The 13,897-nt window shown below is 68.5% G+C and carries 13 protein-coding genes and 1 tRNA gene; 5 read left to right on the plus strand and 9 right to left on the minus strand.

Features of this window, described 5'->3' with window-relative positions; genetic code table 11:
* Nucleotide 1 precedes the first annotated feature (1 nt).
* From ABZS54_RS04480 to ABZS54_RS04490, 3 genes are all read right to left on the minus strand, one after another.
* Complete coding sequence (locus tag ABZS54_RS04480) at nt 2-1,111, minus strand: radical SAM protein (protein ID WP_355530958.1); 1,110 nt, start codon at nt 1,109-1,111, stop codon at nt 2-4.
* Between the two features lie 167 nt (nt 1,112-1,278).
* Nucleotides 1,279-1,488, minus strand: coding sequence for a DUF397 domain-containing protein (locus tag ABZS54_RS04485; RefSeq protein ID WP_355530960.1), 210 nt, complete (start codon nt 1,486-1,488; stop codon nt 1,279-1,281).
* On the minus strand, nt 1,485-2,330 hold the full coding sequence (locus tag ABZS54_RS04490) for a helix-turn-helix transcriptional regulator (RefSeq protein WP_355530962.1): 846 nt from the start codon (nt 2,328-2,330) through the stop codon (nt 1,485-1,487). The genes ABZS54_RS04485 and ABZS54_RS04490 overlap by 4 nt, the downstream gene beginning before the upstream one ends.
* Nucleotides 2,331-2,582: 252 nt before the next feature.
* Here ABZS54_RS04490 and ABZS54_RS04495 point away from each other — a divergent pair, with 252 nt between their 5' ends.
* Nucleotides 2,583-3,050: an ATP-binding protein gene (locus ABZS54_RS04495; RefSeq protein ID WP_355530964.1), complete on the plus strand. Its 468-nt coding sequence runs from the start codon at nt 2,583-2,585 to the stop codon at nt 3,048-3,050.
* A gap of 255 nt (nt 3,051-3,305) precedes the next feature.
* Nucleotides 3,306-4,202 (plus strand): endonuclease/exonuclease/phosphatase family protein, encoded by an 897-nt coding sequence (locus ABZS54_RS04500; protein WP_355530966.1) that lies wholly within the window; start codon nt 3,306-3,308, stop codon nt 4,200-4,202.
* A 639-nt stretch (nt 4,203-4,841) separates the two neighbouring features.
* On the opposite strand, the gene ABZS54_RS04505 is transcribed toward ABZS54_RS04500, so the two are convergent.
* Nucleotides 4,842-4,967, minus strand: coding sequence for a hypothetical protein (locus ABZS54_RS04505; protein WP_355530968.1), 126 nt, complete (start codon nt 4,965-4,967; stop codon nt 4,842-4,844).
* A 203-nt stretch (nt 4,968-5,170) separates the two neighbouring features.
* Between ABZS54_RS04505 and ABZS54_RS04510 the strand changes: the two genes are divergently transcribed.
* On the plus strand, nt 5,171-5,794 hold the full coding sequence (locus ABZS54_RS04510) for a hypothetical protein (protein ID WP_355530970.1): 624 nt from the start codon (nt 5,171-5,173) through the stop codon (nt 5,792-5,794).
* A 395-nt stretch (nt 5,795-6,189) separates the two neighbouring features.
* Here the strand turns inward: ABZS54_RS04510 and ABZS54_RS04515 are convergent.
* Together ABZS54_RS04515 and ABZS54_RS04520 are read right to left on the minus strand one after the other, a co-directional pair.
* Nucleotides 6,190-6,263, minus strand: a tRNA-Pro gene (locus ABZS54_RS04515).
* A 49-nt stretch (nt 6,264-6,312) separates the two neighbouring features.
* Entirely contained in the window at nt 6,313-7,245 is a 933-nt protein-coding gene (locus ABZS54_RS04520) for a metallophosphoesterase (protein WP_355530972.1), read from the minus strand.
* Between the two features lie 443 nt (nt 7,246-7,688).
* Between ABZS54_RS04520 and ABZS54_RS04525 the strand changes: the two genes are divergently transcribed.
* Nucleotides 7,689-8,144 carry a GatB/YqeY domain-containing protein gene (locus tag ABZS54_RS04525; protein ID WP_355531082.1) on the plus strand — a complete coding sequence of 152 codons (456 nt, stop codon included), beginning with the start codon at nt 7,689-7,691 and terminating at the stop codon, nt 8,142-8,144.
* A 182-nt stretch (nt 8,145-8,326) separates the two neighbouring features.
* Here ABZS54_RS04525 and ABZS54_RS04530 read toward each other — a convergent pair whose 3' ends face one another.
* A complete protein-coding gene (locus tag ABZS54_RS04530; RefSeq protein WP_355530974.1) occupies nt 8,327-10,678 on the minus strand; it encodes a transglycosylase domain-containing protein in 2,352 nt (783 codons plus the stop codon).
* A 369-nt stretch (nt 10,679-11,047) separates the two neighbouring features.
* Here ABZS54_RS04530 and ABZS54_RS04535 point away from each other — a divergent pair, with 369 nt between their 5' ends.
* Complete coding sequence (locus ABZS54_RS04535) at nt 11,048-11,362, plus strand: WhiB family transcriptional regulator (protein WP_020554910.1); 315 nt, start codon at nt 11,048-11,050, stop codon at nt 11,360-11,362.
* 180 nt (nt 11,363-11,542) lie between these two features.
* On the opposite strand, the gene ABZS54_RS04540 is transcribed toward ABZS54_RS04535, so the two are convergent.
* Complete coding sequence (locus ABZS54_RS04540; RefSeq protein ID WP_355530977.1) at nt 11,543-12,721, minus strand: ArsA family ATPase; 1,179 nt, start codon at nt 12,719-12,721, stop codon at nt 11,543-11,545.
* Nucleotides 12,718-13,791: an ArsA-related P-loop ATPase gene (locus ABZS54_RS04545; RefSeq protein WP_355530979.1), complete on the minus strand. Its 1,074-nt coding sequence runs from the start codon at nt 13,789-13,791 to the stop codon at nt 12,718-12,720. The genes ABZS54_RS04540 and ABZS54_RS04545 overlap by 4 nt, the downstream gene beginning before the upstream one ends.
* Nucleotides 13,792-13,897: the final 106 nt, after the last annotated feature.

A 13,897-nucleotide genomic window follows, 5' to 3' on the forward strand; every position in this document is an offset into this window, starting at 1 on the left:
TTCACCTCCCTCCGTACTGGCAGTAGGAGTGCAGGGGTGCCTTCGCTTCCTGGTACAGCTTGGCCAGAGGCCGGCACGTGAAGCACGAGCCGGAGATCTGGCATCCGGAGCAGCCGCCGGTGCGAAGCATCAGGGAGTCGGCGATGGGGCCGAGGCGGGACAGGCCCTCCAGGCCCTCTTCCATGAGGTTGACGGACGGGTCGCGTCCGACCTTGCAGATCGACGCGATGCCGAACGGGTCCGCGTGGAAGAAGGTGTGTCCGGCGTTGCATCCGGTGAAAGGCTTGCGTTGGCGTCGGAACCGTTCCGACTGGGCGGGCAGGGTTTCGGGTCCGCCGTAGATCGTCGGGGACATGTTCGTGAAGGTGTGGTGGGGCGCGTTGAAGCTGTCCGCGAGCGCCTCCATCTCGGACACTTCGTGCTCGTTGGATTTCGCCACGACGATGTTGAGTCGCAGGCGCAGCCCGGCCTCGTGTGCTGCAGTCAGCCCTCTGATGAAGGCTTTGAACGAGCCTCGACGCCGGGTCGTCTCGTCGTACGTCTCGGCGGTCGCTCCGTACACGCTCACCGTGATCCGGTACGGGGGCATCTGCGCGAACGCTGCGAGGATCTCGGGCTTCCACAGGCGCGACCCGTTCGTGGAGATGGTGATCATCATCCCGAGTCGGTAGGCCAGGCCGTAGACATCCAGGAAGCCCGGATCGATCATCGGCTCCCCACCCGTGAGTTGGAGCCAGACGACGCCGGCGTCCCTCATGATGTGGAGGAGGCGTACGCGTTGTTCGGCGTCCAGGCCCTCGAACTTCTTGACGCCGAGGTAGCAGAACGGGCAGTCGTAGTTGCAGCCCAGGTTCAGTTCGTACGAGCCGCGGCTGAAGCCGAACCGGGAGCGCTCGCGCACGAGGACCGTCTCGTGCAATGGGGCGGAGCCGATCTCGACGGCCCAGCTTTTGCGGGCCGCCTCGATGAGCCATGAAGGGGCCATCGCGCCTTCGGAGGCTGCGACTTGGAGTTCGTCGAACCGGGGTTCGGAGACGGCCATCCCGTGCGTCTGGCCGGGGCGCAACACCAGGAATCGATCCAGGAACCGACTCGCTATCAGTTTGTGCACGGGTCCTCCCGTCGCGGAGACGTGCCTCCACTCGGGACTCCGAGGGGGCGGTGCCTGTGTGTGACGGTACCGCTACACAAGATCCTAAGTAAGTATCCGATCGGAATTGCAGCTGAGCTCAATGCCAGAAGCCCCCGAGCGGGGGCTTCCAGTGCGCGAACCCGGGGTCAGCGCACGACGGCGAGGAACGCCGTCCAGGCCTGGTGCGAGACGGCGAAGGCGGGGCCGTCGGCCGCCTTGCTGTCGCGCACCGCCGTGTGCTCGGCGACGGGGGCGACCTCGACGCATGCGTTGTCGTTGCCGCTGCGGCTGCTCTTGCGCCAGCCGAGGGTGCCAAGCTGCGATGCCTGGGGCACCGCGAGGGGGATCGTGGTCACTTGAGTTCTTCCAGTCGTTGCGTGATGAGTGCTCGCGTGTCCGCTTTGGAGAGCGCGATGTCGCGGAGGTGGTCGAAGAACCGCGCGTATTGGCGGACCTCTCGTGGATTATCTCGTTCCTGGCTTCCGACCACCGTGTCCAGGTAGGCCACGCTCGGATCCTCCGGGAAGTGCAAGAGGGTGACGCTGCCCGTGTAGCCGCCGGAACTCACGTTGTGCGGGATCACCTGCAGCGTCACGTTCGGCCGCTCGGTGACCTCCAGGACGTGCTCCAGTTGGGCGCGGAGGACATCCCTGCCGCCGTGCTCGTAGATCAGCGCGGCGAGGGTGACCACGGCATAGAGCGCGAAGTCCTCGCGCAGCAGCACGTCCTGGCGGCGCTCTCGGACCTCCACGAGCGTGTCGATCCGCTCGTAGTCCTGCACGAACGGTCCACTGGCGATGACGACCCGCGCGTAGTCGGGGATCTGCAACAACCCTGGGATCACGAGCGGTTGGTAGTCGCACTCCTCGTACGACTCGCGCTCGTAGCCGATCAGGTCCCGATAGGCCGGCGTCAACGCGGCGGCGTACGGCGTCTGGTTCCACCAGGCCCGGGACTTCGAGGCGGACAGGAGGAGCGCGAGTTCTTCCCGCTTCGGCTCGCCGGCGCCGTACAGCTCGACGAGCTTGTCGAAGTCGTGCCGGCTGGTGCCGCTCTCCGCGTTCTCGATCCGACTGATCTTGGACGCGTGCCAGCCCAGTTCGGCCGCCGCGTCGTCGCCGGTCATCTCGCGGGCGTCCCGCAGGGCGCGGAACGCTTCACCGAGGCGCTTGCGCGCCAATTTCGGCGTGATGTTCAAGAGGTACCCCCTTCCACGCGCCCAGTCTGCCGTCTGCGTTCCGGGAGAGCCACGGGCCCAGCCAGAATCCGCCCTGACATATTTTGCTTGTACTTGACTAAACAGACTTCCAATCAGAAGTCTAAGGGTGAAGTCTTTCAGTGAACACAGGTCACTGCTTGTGATCACTTCCATTCGTGGTGCGACGATGCTGACGCCTGTCCGGCGACGATCGAACGCGCCCGAAACGCGCTCAATTGGAGGCGAAGAGTTGTGCTTCAGCACACGTTGGCGAAAGAGCGCCGGGCCGATTTCGACTGCCCGGCCGAGTTCAAGACTCCGCTGACCAGCGGATACATCAGGGTGTGCTTCACGCCGCACCCCAGGCGCGTCGAGCAGATGCGCCGCATCACACGCACGCAGCTTCGATACTGCGGCCCCCGTGACGTCGAGGCCGTCCACACGGTCGGTCTGGTCGTCAGCGAACTGGTGACGAACGCGATCCGTCACGGCAAGGCAGCCATGGTGACGTTCTCGCTTGCGTGCGACGCGTCGGGAGCGATCCGTATCGAGGTGGACGACCACACGCTGTCCGAGACCCGGCCCTCGGTCCAGCCCTTCGACGCCGACGCGGAGGACGGCCGGGGCCTGGCGATCGTCGAGGCCCTCACCCACGCCTGGGGACGCGAGGGATCGTGCACCTGGTGCACCTTCCCGGCCGAGGGCGGTGCCGCAGCGTGAGGCGGACTTCGCGGGGGCGACCCTCGACGCCGCGCGGCAACGTGGAACGAAACATCGAGAACGTTCTGAACCCGCCTCGACCAAGTCCCTACGAGCGGATCCGCGCTCGCTACTGGGCGGCGGAGCCTGCGCAACTGCGTCCGGTCGTACCGAGGTTCGGCGGACTACACGCGGGTGCTGCCGGCGCTCTTTGGTCAAGGAGTCACGGACGACTCGTCGGCGAGGGGATGGGCGTCGGAGGAGGGCTCGTACGACATGGAGGCGTCTGTGGCGCGTATTGCGCAGGGGTTGGCGGCGTTTCAAGGCTTCCCGCGGGACGCGGGTCGCGACAGGAAGGGGAGATCGATGCGGCCGTCGACGCTGCGCGTGGGGACCTACAACCTGCTGGACGGGGGAGGTGATCGCCTCTCCACGCAGATGACGGCCTTGCGAGCCATGGACTTGGATCTCGTCGCCCTTCAGGAGGTCAAGGACGGCTCGCGCGACGATCACGCGCTGGAGTGCTCGATCGCGAACGAACTGGGCATGCAGACGCTGTTGGCTCCGTCGGCAAGCCATCAGTGTCATCTTGTGCTCGCGTGGAAGCCGGACAAGCTAAGGCGCGTGAGGTACAGCCCCGACGCGGCCGAGGGGAACTTCCACCACACGCTCCAACGTGTCGAGTTCGTCATCCCCGACACCGACGAGCCACTCACCGTGCTGAACACGCATCTCGACCCGTTCTCGGGTGACGATCGGGAGAGCGAGGCCCGCTGGCTCACGGAGTACGCCGCGCCGGGCAGGCGCACCCTGCTGTTGGGTGACCTCAACACGATCGGCGCCGACGACCCGGAGCCGGATTGGTCGACCCTGCCGGGTCATCTCCGCTCGCGGCACCTGCTCTGTCGCGACGACGGGACGCTCGGCCCGACCGATCGGCGTGCGATTCGCCTGCTCGTCGGTGCCGGCTTCGTCGACCCGTTCGCGGACCTGCCTCTCAGCCGGAACACGGTTGGGCACTGGGACGAGCAGGAGGACGGCATCCCGCGCCGCAGCGACTACATCCTCGGCGCCGGACTGGCGTTCCGCGCCGCGGGCGTCATTGACAACCAGATGGTGTGCCGGCTCTCGGACCACCTGCCCGCCTACGCGGTCGTCGAAATCCACGGCTGACGCCCGCTCGCCTCCCCGATACCCCGCTCCGGTCGTGTGAGGGAAAGACCGCGACCGGAGCGGCACGGTGCGGCGTCGGTCGGCGCCGCGTCACAAGCGCCCCGCCCTGCATGTACACCCCTGACGCGAGGGCGGGGCCTCACGAGAACAGTCCCGGCGACCGCCGTTAACGGTCCCGGGTGTGGCCATCAGCTACCCCTCGGACCAGATCCGCAACGCGCTCAAGAAGCTCGGCGCATCGCTCGACGGCAGTTCCACTGAGCCAGCGTCAGTGGTTCATGAGGGTGGGCCGTCCGTCATGCGATCGATGAGGGTCGCCAGCGGCCGTCGTACTTGCCGCGTTTCTCGGATGCCCTGTCGGTCGATGACCGGCAGGGCATTCGCGGCTCTGCGGTTCAGCTCGGCTGGGGACGCTGTATTGACCTCATTCCGCAGGGGATTCAAGGTCCTTGACTTGGCGACTGCGCAGCGCAATCCCGGGACGCCTGCGGCTCTCAACGAGATGGGGCCGGTGTGTCCGGTGGTGACCTGTCTCGTTGACCCTATGCGCTGGTGCGCGACAGGCCCCGGAACCCGAATTCGGTTTTCCGGGGCCTGTGTTGCGCGGCGTGGATGCCAGTCTCGTCGTTCGTGAGGGGGTCAGTCGCGGACGAGGGCGAGGAGCCATTCCGCGACGGCGCGGGTCAGGGCGGAAAGCACCCCGGCTGTCACCAGGCGGACCCATCGCGGGCTTTCGGCGGTGGTGGTTTTCTCGGCGAGAGGCATGGCGGTCCTTGGATTCGGATCGAGTGGTGGTGGCACGGCCGTGAATCCACCCTCGTCGCGATGTGCGTGTGCTGGCCGTGTTCCGGGAGCGGCGGGCACGAAACTAGGCGGGGCGGAAACGTTCATCGGCCTGCGCGCCCACGTGCGGCACACGAGACTGGGCGATACCTGGCCCGAGTAGCCGTCTGCGGAGGGGGATTCCGATGGCCATTCCGATGCCCGACGAGCATGCGTTACGAGCGAGTCCGAGGCGGGACTTGGTCGAGGCGTTCCATCGGCTCTACCAGGGCGCGGGCCGTCCCGGTACGCGGGCGATAGCCACGGCCATCTCGCGCGACACCCGGCTGCCCTCGACGGTGTCGCACGAGACGTTGTCCGCGTTGCTGCATGGCCGGGCGGTGCCGGACTGGTCCCGTCTGGAGAGCGCCGTGCGTCACCTTGCGTCCGTCTCGATCCATCGCCCTGAGCCCGAGCCTCTCGTGCTCGAATTCCACGTGTTGTGGAACGCCGAGCGCGACGCCGCGCCAGCTCCGGCTAGCGAGGCGAAGGCCATCACCGCGGAAGAGTGGTTCGCGGTGATGAAGACGGACGATCAGATCCGGGACTGGGATTTGGTGGACGCCGTGGAGGCGGTGGGCGTGCGCCCCGACGAGCCCTTGACGCTGCGGACAGCGATGCTCCTGCTCGCCTGGGTGGAGCGGGCCAGGAACACAAGGCATAGCCCGATGGAGACGGCGCGACGGGTGTCGGCGTTCCCCCAGATCAGGACCCGTAGGCTCTCGCCGCCCCCAGACCTCCTCCGGCGCCTCGACGAGACGGATCAATAGACGAGGCTCGCTCCGACGGCGGGTTGTCTGTTTCGTGTTCCGACCTCGGCTACCACCCTGGATGTGATGGGCGTCCCATGGACACCCGCTCCTCAGGGGACGGGCGCCGCTCGCCCCCCACGGCCGTGCCAGGACGCACATGGGTGGGCCCGGACCATGTGTACGAGCAGAGAGCGAGGCGCTTCGCCCCGGCTTTCATCGGATCGTCGGAGCAGCAACACGAGGTGCACAAGGGGGTCGGTGTGGCGCTCGGCGTCAGTTGCCACCGAGGGCAGGCCGCCCCAACCCCCGCGGTCAGTGAAGATTGCTTGCAGCCGGCGTAGTTGCTGTACTTTTCGTGCCAGCAACACGACAGAGGCCCCATCGGAATGATCCGATAGGGCCTCTGACCTGGGTCGGGGTGGCGGGATTTGAACCCACGGCCTCTTCGTCCCGAACGAAGCGCGCTACCAAGCTGCGCCACACCCCGATGCTGCGCGTTCAGCTTAGCGGGTCGGGGGCCTGAGGCGAAATCCGGTTTAGCGGGCGGTGGGGGCGGTGGGGGCGGCGGTGGATTGACGGGGGGTCAGGGTAAGGAGGGTGGCTTCGGGAGGGCAGGCGAAGCGGAACCTGGCGTAGCGGGACGTGCCGCAGCCGGCGGAGACGTGGAGGTAGGCCTCGCGGTCTGCGGAGGTGTGCTTGGACAGGCCCTTGGCGCGCTTGCGGTCGAGGTCGCAGTTGGTGGTGAGGGCGCCGTAGAAGGGGACGCACACCTGGCCGCCGTGGGTGTGGCCGGCGATCACGAGGGGGTAGCCCTCGGCGGTGAAGGCGTCGAGGGCGCGCAGGTAGGGGGCGTGTACGACGGCGAGCGAGATGTCCGCGGCCGGGTCGGGGCCGCCGGCGACCTGTTCGTAGCGGTCCCGGTCGATGTGCGGATCGTCGAGGCCGACCAGTTCGATCTCCAGGCCGTCCACCTTGAGGCGGCCGCGCGCGTTGTTGAGGTTTTCCCAGCCCGACGCGTCGAACCCGTCGCGCAGGTCGGTCCATGGGTTCTCCCGGCCGAGCCGGCGGGTGCCGTCGTCGCGGCGGAGGTAGCCGGTGGGGTCCTTGGGGCGAGGGCCGTAGTAGTCGTTCGACCCGAATACGTACGCCCCGGGCCGACCGAGCAGCGGGCCGAGCGCGTCCAGCGTCTCGGGTACCGCGTCCGGGTCGGAGAGGTTGTCGCCGGTGTTCAGCACGAAGTCGGGGTGCAGCGCGTCGAGCCGACGCAGCCACTCCTGTTTGCGGCGCTGGCCGGAGACCATGTGGATGTCGGACACCTGCAGGATCCGCACCGGCTGTGCCCCGCGTGGCAGCACCGGCACCTCGACCCGGCGCAGACGGAACGAACGGGCTTCGTAGGCCGCCGCATAGGTGAGGCAGGCGGCCCCGGTGACGGCAACGGCAAGGGGGAAGGCTGAACGCGGTCGCATCCCTCCATGCTGGCAGAGCCGGCCGGTCGTCGGCAGTCTCGGCTTCGCACACGACCCTGCGAGGCGACGGGACGGGCGGGCCGGCGGCGTCGCATGCGACTGTGTGGGCGGTCGATCGACGCCCGTGCCGACCTCGCAGCGGGACCTGTTCCGGCCACACCCGAGCGTCGGAGCCGGCTCCCGGCTCGTCGCGGCGCCGTCTCGCGGCTTGGGCCCGGGTGCCCCCGACCGTCCCCAGCCCGCATGATTCGGACGCCGCCGTGTCCTGACGCCCGCCTGACGCCCCGCCCGGGCGGGCCTCCACCATCCCGAGGTAATCCGGGCGCCCGTGCCCCAACGCCCGCCCAACGCCCGCCCGATCCCCGAACCCGACCGCGGGTCCACCGCCCCAGCCCCAGTAATTCGGTACGGTCCGGATGGTCGCGGCTGCGACACTTGATCCCATGAGCCCCTTCAAGAGCCGTTTGCAGAGCGACCTCACCGAGGCCATCCGGTCCCGTGACGAACTGGTCTCCTCGACGCTGCGCCTCACCCTGACCGCGATCACCAATGAGGAGGTCGCGGGCAAGACAGCCCGTGAGCTGTCCGACGACGAGGTCCTCAAGGTCATCGTGCGCGAGGCGAAGAAGCGCCGGGAGGCCGCCGAAGCCTTCGAAAACGGCGGCCGGGCCGAGTCCGCCGCGCGCGAGCGTGCCGAGGGCGAGGTCCTCGCGGCTTACCTGCCGGCGCAGCTGTCCGACGACGAGCTCAAGGTGATCGTCGCGGATGCCATCGCGCAGACCGGGGCGAGCGGTCCGCAGGCGATGGGCCAGGTCATGAAGGTGGTCCGGCCCAAGGTCGGCGACAAGGCAGAGGGTGGCCGGATCGCCGCCGAGATCAAGAGCCAGCTGGGCGTCTGACCCGACGCCGGCCCACGCGCCGGCCGACGCCGGTCCACGCCGGTCCAGGCTGGCCCACCACCGGCCGGTCGACCCCACCCCACAACGCTGATGGCGGTGCCCCCCAAAAAACTGGGGAGCACCGCCATCAGCATTCACCACAGGCCCCGGTCGACACCGGACCCGTCACCCGTCATCGGTGGTCAGCCGTCGTCACCAAACCCACCATCCCCCAACCCGCCCCCGATCGGCGGCGGCCACGAGTGGCCCGGCGGTCGCGAAGTCCCCGGCGGCTTGGTGTTGCCGCCCCCACTCGGCGGCGTGGTGTTCGTCGGCGTGGTCGGCAGAGTCCACGGCGGCCGCGAGGGGTTGGTGCCGCCGGTGGGCGGCCGGTTCTGATCCCGCGGCTTGCCGTCCGTCGGCTTCTTGTTCGGGTCCGGCTTTGACGGGATCGTGCCCGAGGGCGGGCCGACGAAGTTCGGCGAGTCCACGCCCTTGAGCGCGCCGGTCATCGCGGCCTTCCAGATCGGTCCGGGGACCTGGCCGCCGTAGACCTTGTCGTAGGGGACGCCGGCGATGGTGATGTCGACCATCTCGACGTCGTCCTTGGCGCCACCGATCCACACCGCGGTGGACAGGTTCGGCGTGTAGCCGACGAACCAGGCCGCCTTGCGCTCGTTGGTGGTACCGGTCTTGCCCGCGTTGTCGCGGTTGTTCAGGCCGGCCTGCGCACCGGTGCCGTCCTCGACCACGCCCTTGAGCAGCGCGTTGATCGTGTCCGCGGTGGACTGCTTGATCACCTGCTTGCAGCCCGCCTGGGGTACCGGGAGCTTGGTGCCGTCGAGCTTGGCCACCTCGGTGACCGCGATCGGCGAGCAGTAGACCCCGCGGCTGGCGAACGTGGCGTACGCGGAGGCCATGTTCATCGGCGCGACCGTGTTGGCGCCGAGCGTCATGCTCGGTACCTGCTTCAGTGCCTCGCCGTTGCCCTGGTGCACACCCATCTGATCGGCCAGCGTCGCGATCGGACACAACCCCACGTCCTTGGACAACAGGACGAAGTAGGTGTTGATCGACTTCTCCAGCGCGGTCTGCATGTTCCAGGTGCCGGTCTCGCTGCGGCTTTCGTTGGTCGGCTGGTACTTCGGGTCCCGGGCCGGGTCACCGCACGTGCGGAACTTCTCCTTCCGCATGTCGATGTCGTAGCCGGTGGAGTACTCCTGGTCGACCTTCATCCCGTTCTCCAGCGCCGCCGCGGCGGTGATCGGCTTGAACGTCGACCCGGTCTGGAAGCCGTACGTCGAGCCGCCCATGGAGTGGTCGACCGAGTAGTTGAGAGTGGTCTCGTAGTCGCCGAAGCCGTACGGCCGGCTCTGTGCCATCGCCTTGATCCTGCCGGTGCCCGGCTCGACCATCACGACCGCGTCGGCGACCGGGTCCTTTTGGAGTACACCCTTGGTTGCGGCGGTGTAGGCCGCCTTTTGGGCCTTTCGGTCCAACGTGGTGGTGATCCGCAGACCACCCTCACGCCACAACTTGTCGCGTTCCTCCCGATTCGTTCCGAACGCCGGGTCGTTCTTGACCACCCGTTCGACGTAGTCACAGAAGAACGCGGCACCGTCGATCTGGTCGGCGGTGATGCAACCGTTGGGCAGCGGCTGGGTCTTCAGGTTCAGTTCGGTGGCCTTGGCCGCGTCGGCCTCGACCTGCGAGATGACCTTCATCTCGGCCATGCGCTGCAACACGATGTTGCGACGTTCCCGAGCGGCCTTCGGATAGCCGATCGGGTCGAACGCCGAGGGAGCCTGCACCACGCCGGCCAGGGTGGCCGCCTCGGTCAGGGTCAAATCCTTGGCGTGCTTGCTGAAGTAGCGCTGCGACGCGGCTTCCACGCCGTACGCCTGGCGGCCGAAGAAGGTGATGTTGAGATACCTGGTCAGGATCTCGTCCTTGGACAGCCGCTGTTCCAGGCCGATCGCGTACTTCAGTTCCTTGATCTTGCGGGAGATCTCCTGGGCCTGTGCCTTGGCCACCTTGGCCGGGTCGTTGCCGGCCTCCTCCACGAAGATGTTCTTCACGTACTGCTGGGTGAGACTGGAGCCGCCCTGCTTGGATCCGGTGCCACCCGACTGCTGGTTGCGCATCAGGGCGCGCAGGGTGCCCTTGAGGTCGATCGGACCGTGCTCGTAGAAGCGCGAGTCCTCGATCGCCACGATCGCCTGACGCATGATCGGTGAGATCTGGTCGAAGTTCACCAGGATGCGATACCGGTCGTAGACCATCGCGAGCTGGTTGCCCTCGGAGTCGAGGATGTACGACGGCTGCGACAGGAACGGTTGATCCAGGTCCCCGGGCAGGTCGTCGAAGTTTTCCGACGCAGCCTTCGCGGTCAGGCCGAAGCCACCTACGAACGGCAGCGCGATTCCCGCGACCAGGGCACCGGCGAGGATGCTCGCACCCACGAAGGCGGCGAACCGGCCCACGAAGCCCAGCGGGGATCGTGGGCGGGCCGAGCCGCGTTTCGGGCGGGCCGAGCCGGAGGAAGTTCGGGCCATGGGCCACAGCCTACGTGCCCAAACATCCTACGCGGCGAAGGGACTTCGCCTAAGCTGGCGGAGCAGCCAGGGGATCCGTATCAGTAGGCATTTCACTCTTTAGAGTGAATACGGCCGAGCGTCGGGTCCTGCTGCCGAGCTTCGTGCCGTCGACGTGCCTCCTTCTGAGTGAAGCCGTGACGGGAAACGCAAGAGCATTCACCCGGACGGGTGGGTCCATATTTGCGCATAGTCCTTCCGGGCCATCGATGACTGCCCGTGCAGGGGCTGTTGCGCGTGCCCAGGGTTTCGTACCGTCCTGCTTGGCGTCGGGAATTCCCTTCGCCGCCGTTGGGGGAGCCTCGAAAATCGGGAGAGGACGGCACCAGCATGAGCTGGGTTACCGACTGGAGCACGCAGGCCGCCTGCCGGAGTACCGATCCGGATGAGCTGTTCGTGCAGGGGGCGGCGCAGAATCGCGCCAAGGCAGTGTGCACCGGGTGTCCGGTCCGCACCGAGTGCCTGGCGGACGCGCTGGACAATCGAGTGGAGTTCGGCGTCTGGGGCGGCATGACCGAGCGGGAGCGGCGTGCGCTGCTGCGCCGCCGGCCGATGATCACCTCGTGGCGTCGGCTGTTGGAGACCGCGCGCGAGGAGTACGAGCGCGACATCCACGGAGACGAGGAGTTTCGGGTCGCCGGCTGAGCACGCTGCGCGCTGAACACGTGTCGGCAGCCGAACGCCACCGCGTTCGAGCGTCACCATCCGTCGGGGCCGGGAGTCAGGCCCGGGTCCCGGCGGGGCGGCGACGGATCCGCTGCCGGCGGCTCGCGGGCGGGTCACCACGCATCCCGCCGGTCGGCGGCTCACGGTCGAACGGCGCGGTCAACCCGCGCCCAGGCTTTCGCCGATCACCCGCAGCCCGTCCAGGTCGTGCACGTCACCGGGCAACGCCGGGACCTCGGCCACCCGCACCTCGGGGTGGATCGAGGTGAAGCGGGTACGCATCCGCTTCTCCCGGTCGATCACCCGCAGTCGCTCGGCGTGCAGCGTGAGCAGCCCCGCGACCAGGCGCAGGTCGGCGGGGCACGACGCGGACCCGTCCGGCTCGCCGTCGGCCTCCTCACCCTGTTCGGCCTGTTCGGTCAGAGCCTCGGCCGCGGCCAGGCTGCGCTCCGCGGACAGCCGGCCCGCGCGCGTGGCATGTACGCGGTTGAGCACCAGGCCGGCCAGCGGCATGCGCTCGGTGCCCAGTCGGTCGACGAAGTAAGCGGCCTCGCGCAGCGCGTCCTTCTCCGGCGCGGCGACCACCAGGAACGAGGTGCCTCGGGCCTGGAGCAGCTTGTAGGTCGCGTCGGCGCGCTTGCGGAAGCCGCCGAACGTGGTGTCGAGCGCGGCTACGAAGGTCTGGATGTCGGTCAGCAGATGGGTGCCGACCACCTTGCTCAGCGCGCCGGTCATCAGCCCCATGCCCGCGGACAGGAACTTGAGCGCGCCGCGCCCGCCGACCTTGGCGGGAGCCGAGAGTATGCGGATCAGCCGGCCGTCCAGGAACGAGCCCAGGCGCTGGGGGGCGTCGAGGAAGTCGAGCGCGGACCGGCTCGGCGGGGTGTCCACCACGATCAGGTCCCACTCGCCGGTCGCGTGCAGCTGGCCCAGCTTCTCCATCGCCATGTATTCCTGCGTGCCGGCGAAGCTGGAGGACAACGATTGGTAGAACGGGTTGTCCAGGATCTGCTGCGCGCGCTCGGGATCGGCGTGCTGTTCGACGATCTCGTCGAACGTGCGCTTCATGTCGAGCATCATCGCGTGCAGGCTGCCGCCCTTGGTCTCGTCGACGTCGACGACCCGGCGGGGCGTGTTGTCCAACTCGGTCAGGCCCATCGACTGGGCGAGCCGACGCGCGGGGTCGATGGTCAGCACCACCACGTCCCGACCGCGTTCGGCCGCGCGCAGCCCCAGCGCCGCGGCCGTGGTGGTCTTGCCGACGCCGCCGGAGCCGCAGCACACCAGGATGCGGGTGCCCGGGTCGTCGATCAGCTCGTCGATCTCCAGCCTGTTCATGCCATCCCCTGCTCGCGCAGCGCTTCGGCCAGGCGGTACAGACCGCCCAGGTCCATCCCGTCGGCCAACAGCGGCAGTTCGTAGACCGGCAGGTCCAGGTCGCGGACCAGGGCGCGGCCGGTACTCTCCAGCTCGATCCGGCTCGCGTGCTCGTCGGCCTCGGCCAGCAGCGAGGAGATCAGCGGCCGGGTGGGCTTGATGCCGCCGGCCACCAGCCCGGCCTCCAGCAGTTCGGGGGTCAGCCGTTGCCCGGTGTCGCTCTCGTCCTCGGCCTGCAGCGGTGGCCGGGCCATGTTGATCACCACGCCGCCGGTGGGCAGGCCCGAGTCGCGCAATTCGATCGCGCCGTCCACGGTCTCCTGGACCGGCATCTCCTCCAGCAGGGTGACCAGGTGGACCGCGGTCTGCGGCGAGCGGATCACCCCCATCACCGCCTCGGCCTGGGTGTGGATCGGGCCGAATCTGGCCAGTCCGGCGACCTCGGTGTTGACGTTGAGGAAGCGCGCGATCCGGCCGGTGGGCGGCGCGTCCATCACCACCGCGTCGTAGGCGAACCGCCCGTGCGTGCGGCGGCGGGCCGACTCGCACGCCTTGCCGGTCAACAGCACGTCGCGCAGGCCCGGCGCGATGGTGGTCGCGAAGTCGATCGCCCCGAGCTTCTTCAGGCCCTTTCCGGCCCGGCCCAGGTGGTAGAACATGTCGAGATATTCGAGCAGCGCCTCTTCCGGGTCGATCGCGAGCGCGTACACCTCGCCGCCGCCCGGGGCGACCGCGATCTTGCGGTCCTCGTAGGGCAGATGCGGGCAGTCGAAGAGCTGCGCGATGCCTTGGCGCCCCTCCACCTCGACCAGCAGGGTGCGCCGCCCGCCCGAGGCCAGCGCCAGCGCCAGCGCGGCGGCCACGGTGGTCTTGCCGGTGCCGCCCTTGCCGCTGACCACGTGCAGGCGCACGCCCTCCCAATCGGCGTTGCCGTCGGTCGTGCGTGCGCCTGTCGTCGAGGTGTTCACGGCGTCCGTCCAGCGGGTGCGGCCGGGCCGCCGGGCGCGACGGTCGTCTCGGGTGGCCGGCATGCCCGGATCCCTGCCCTCGAAGGCTTGCGCCATACGGCCGCAGCCGAGGCGATACCGGATCCGTGTGACCGCGCACCCAAACTCACGAGTCGAGCCTAACCACCCG

Origin of the sequence: Embleya sp. NPDC005575 (assembly GCF_040605455.1) — a bacterium.
Lineage (GTDB): Bacteria > Actinomycetota > Actinomycetes > Streptomycetales > Streptomycetaceae > Embleya.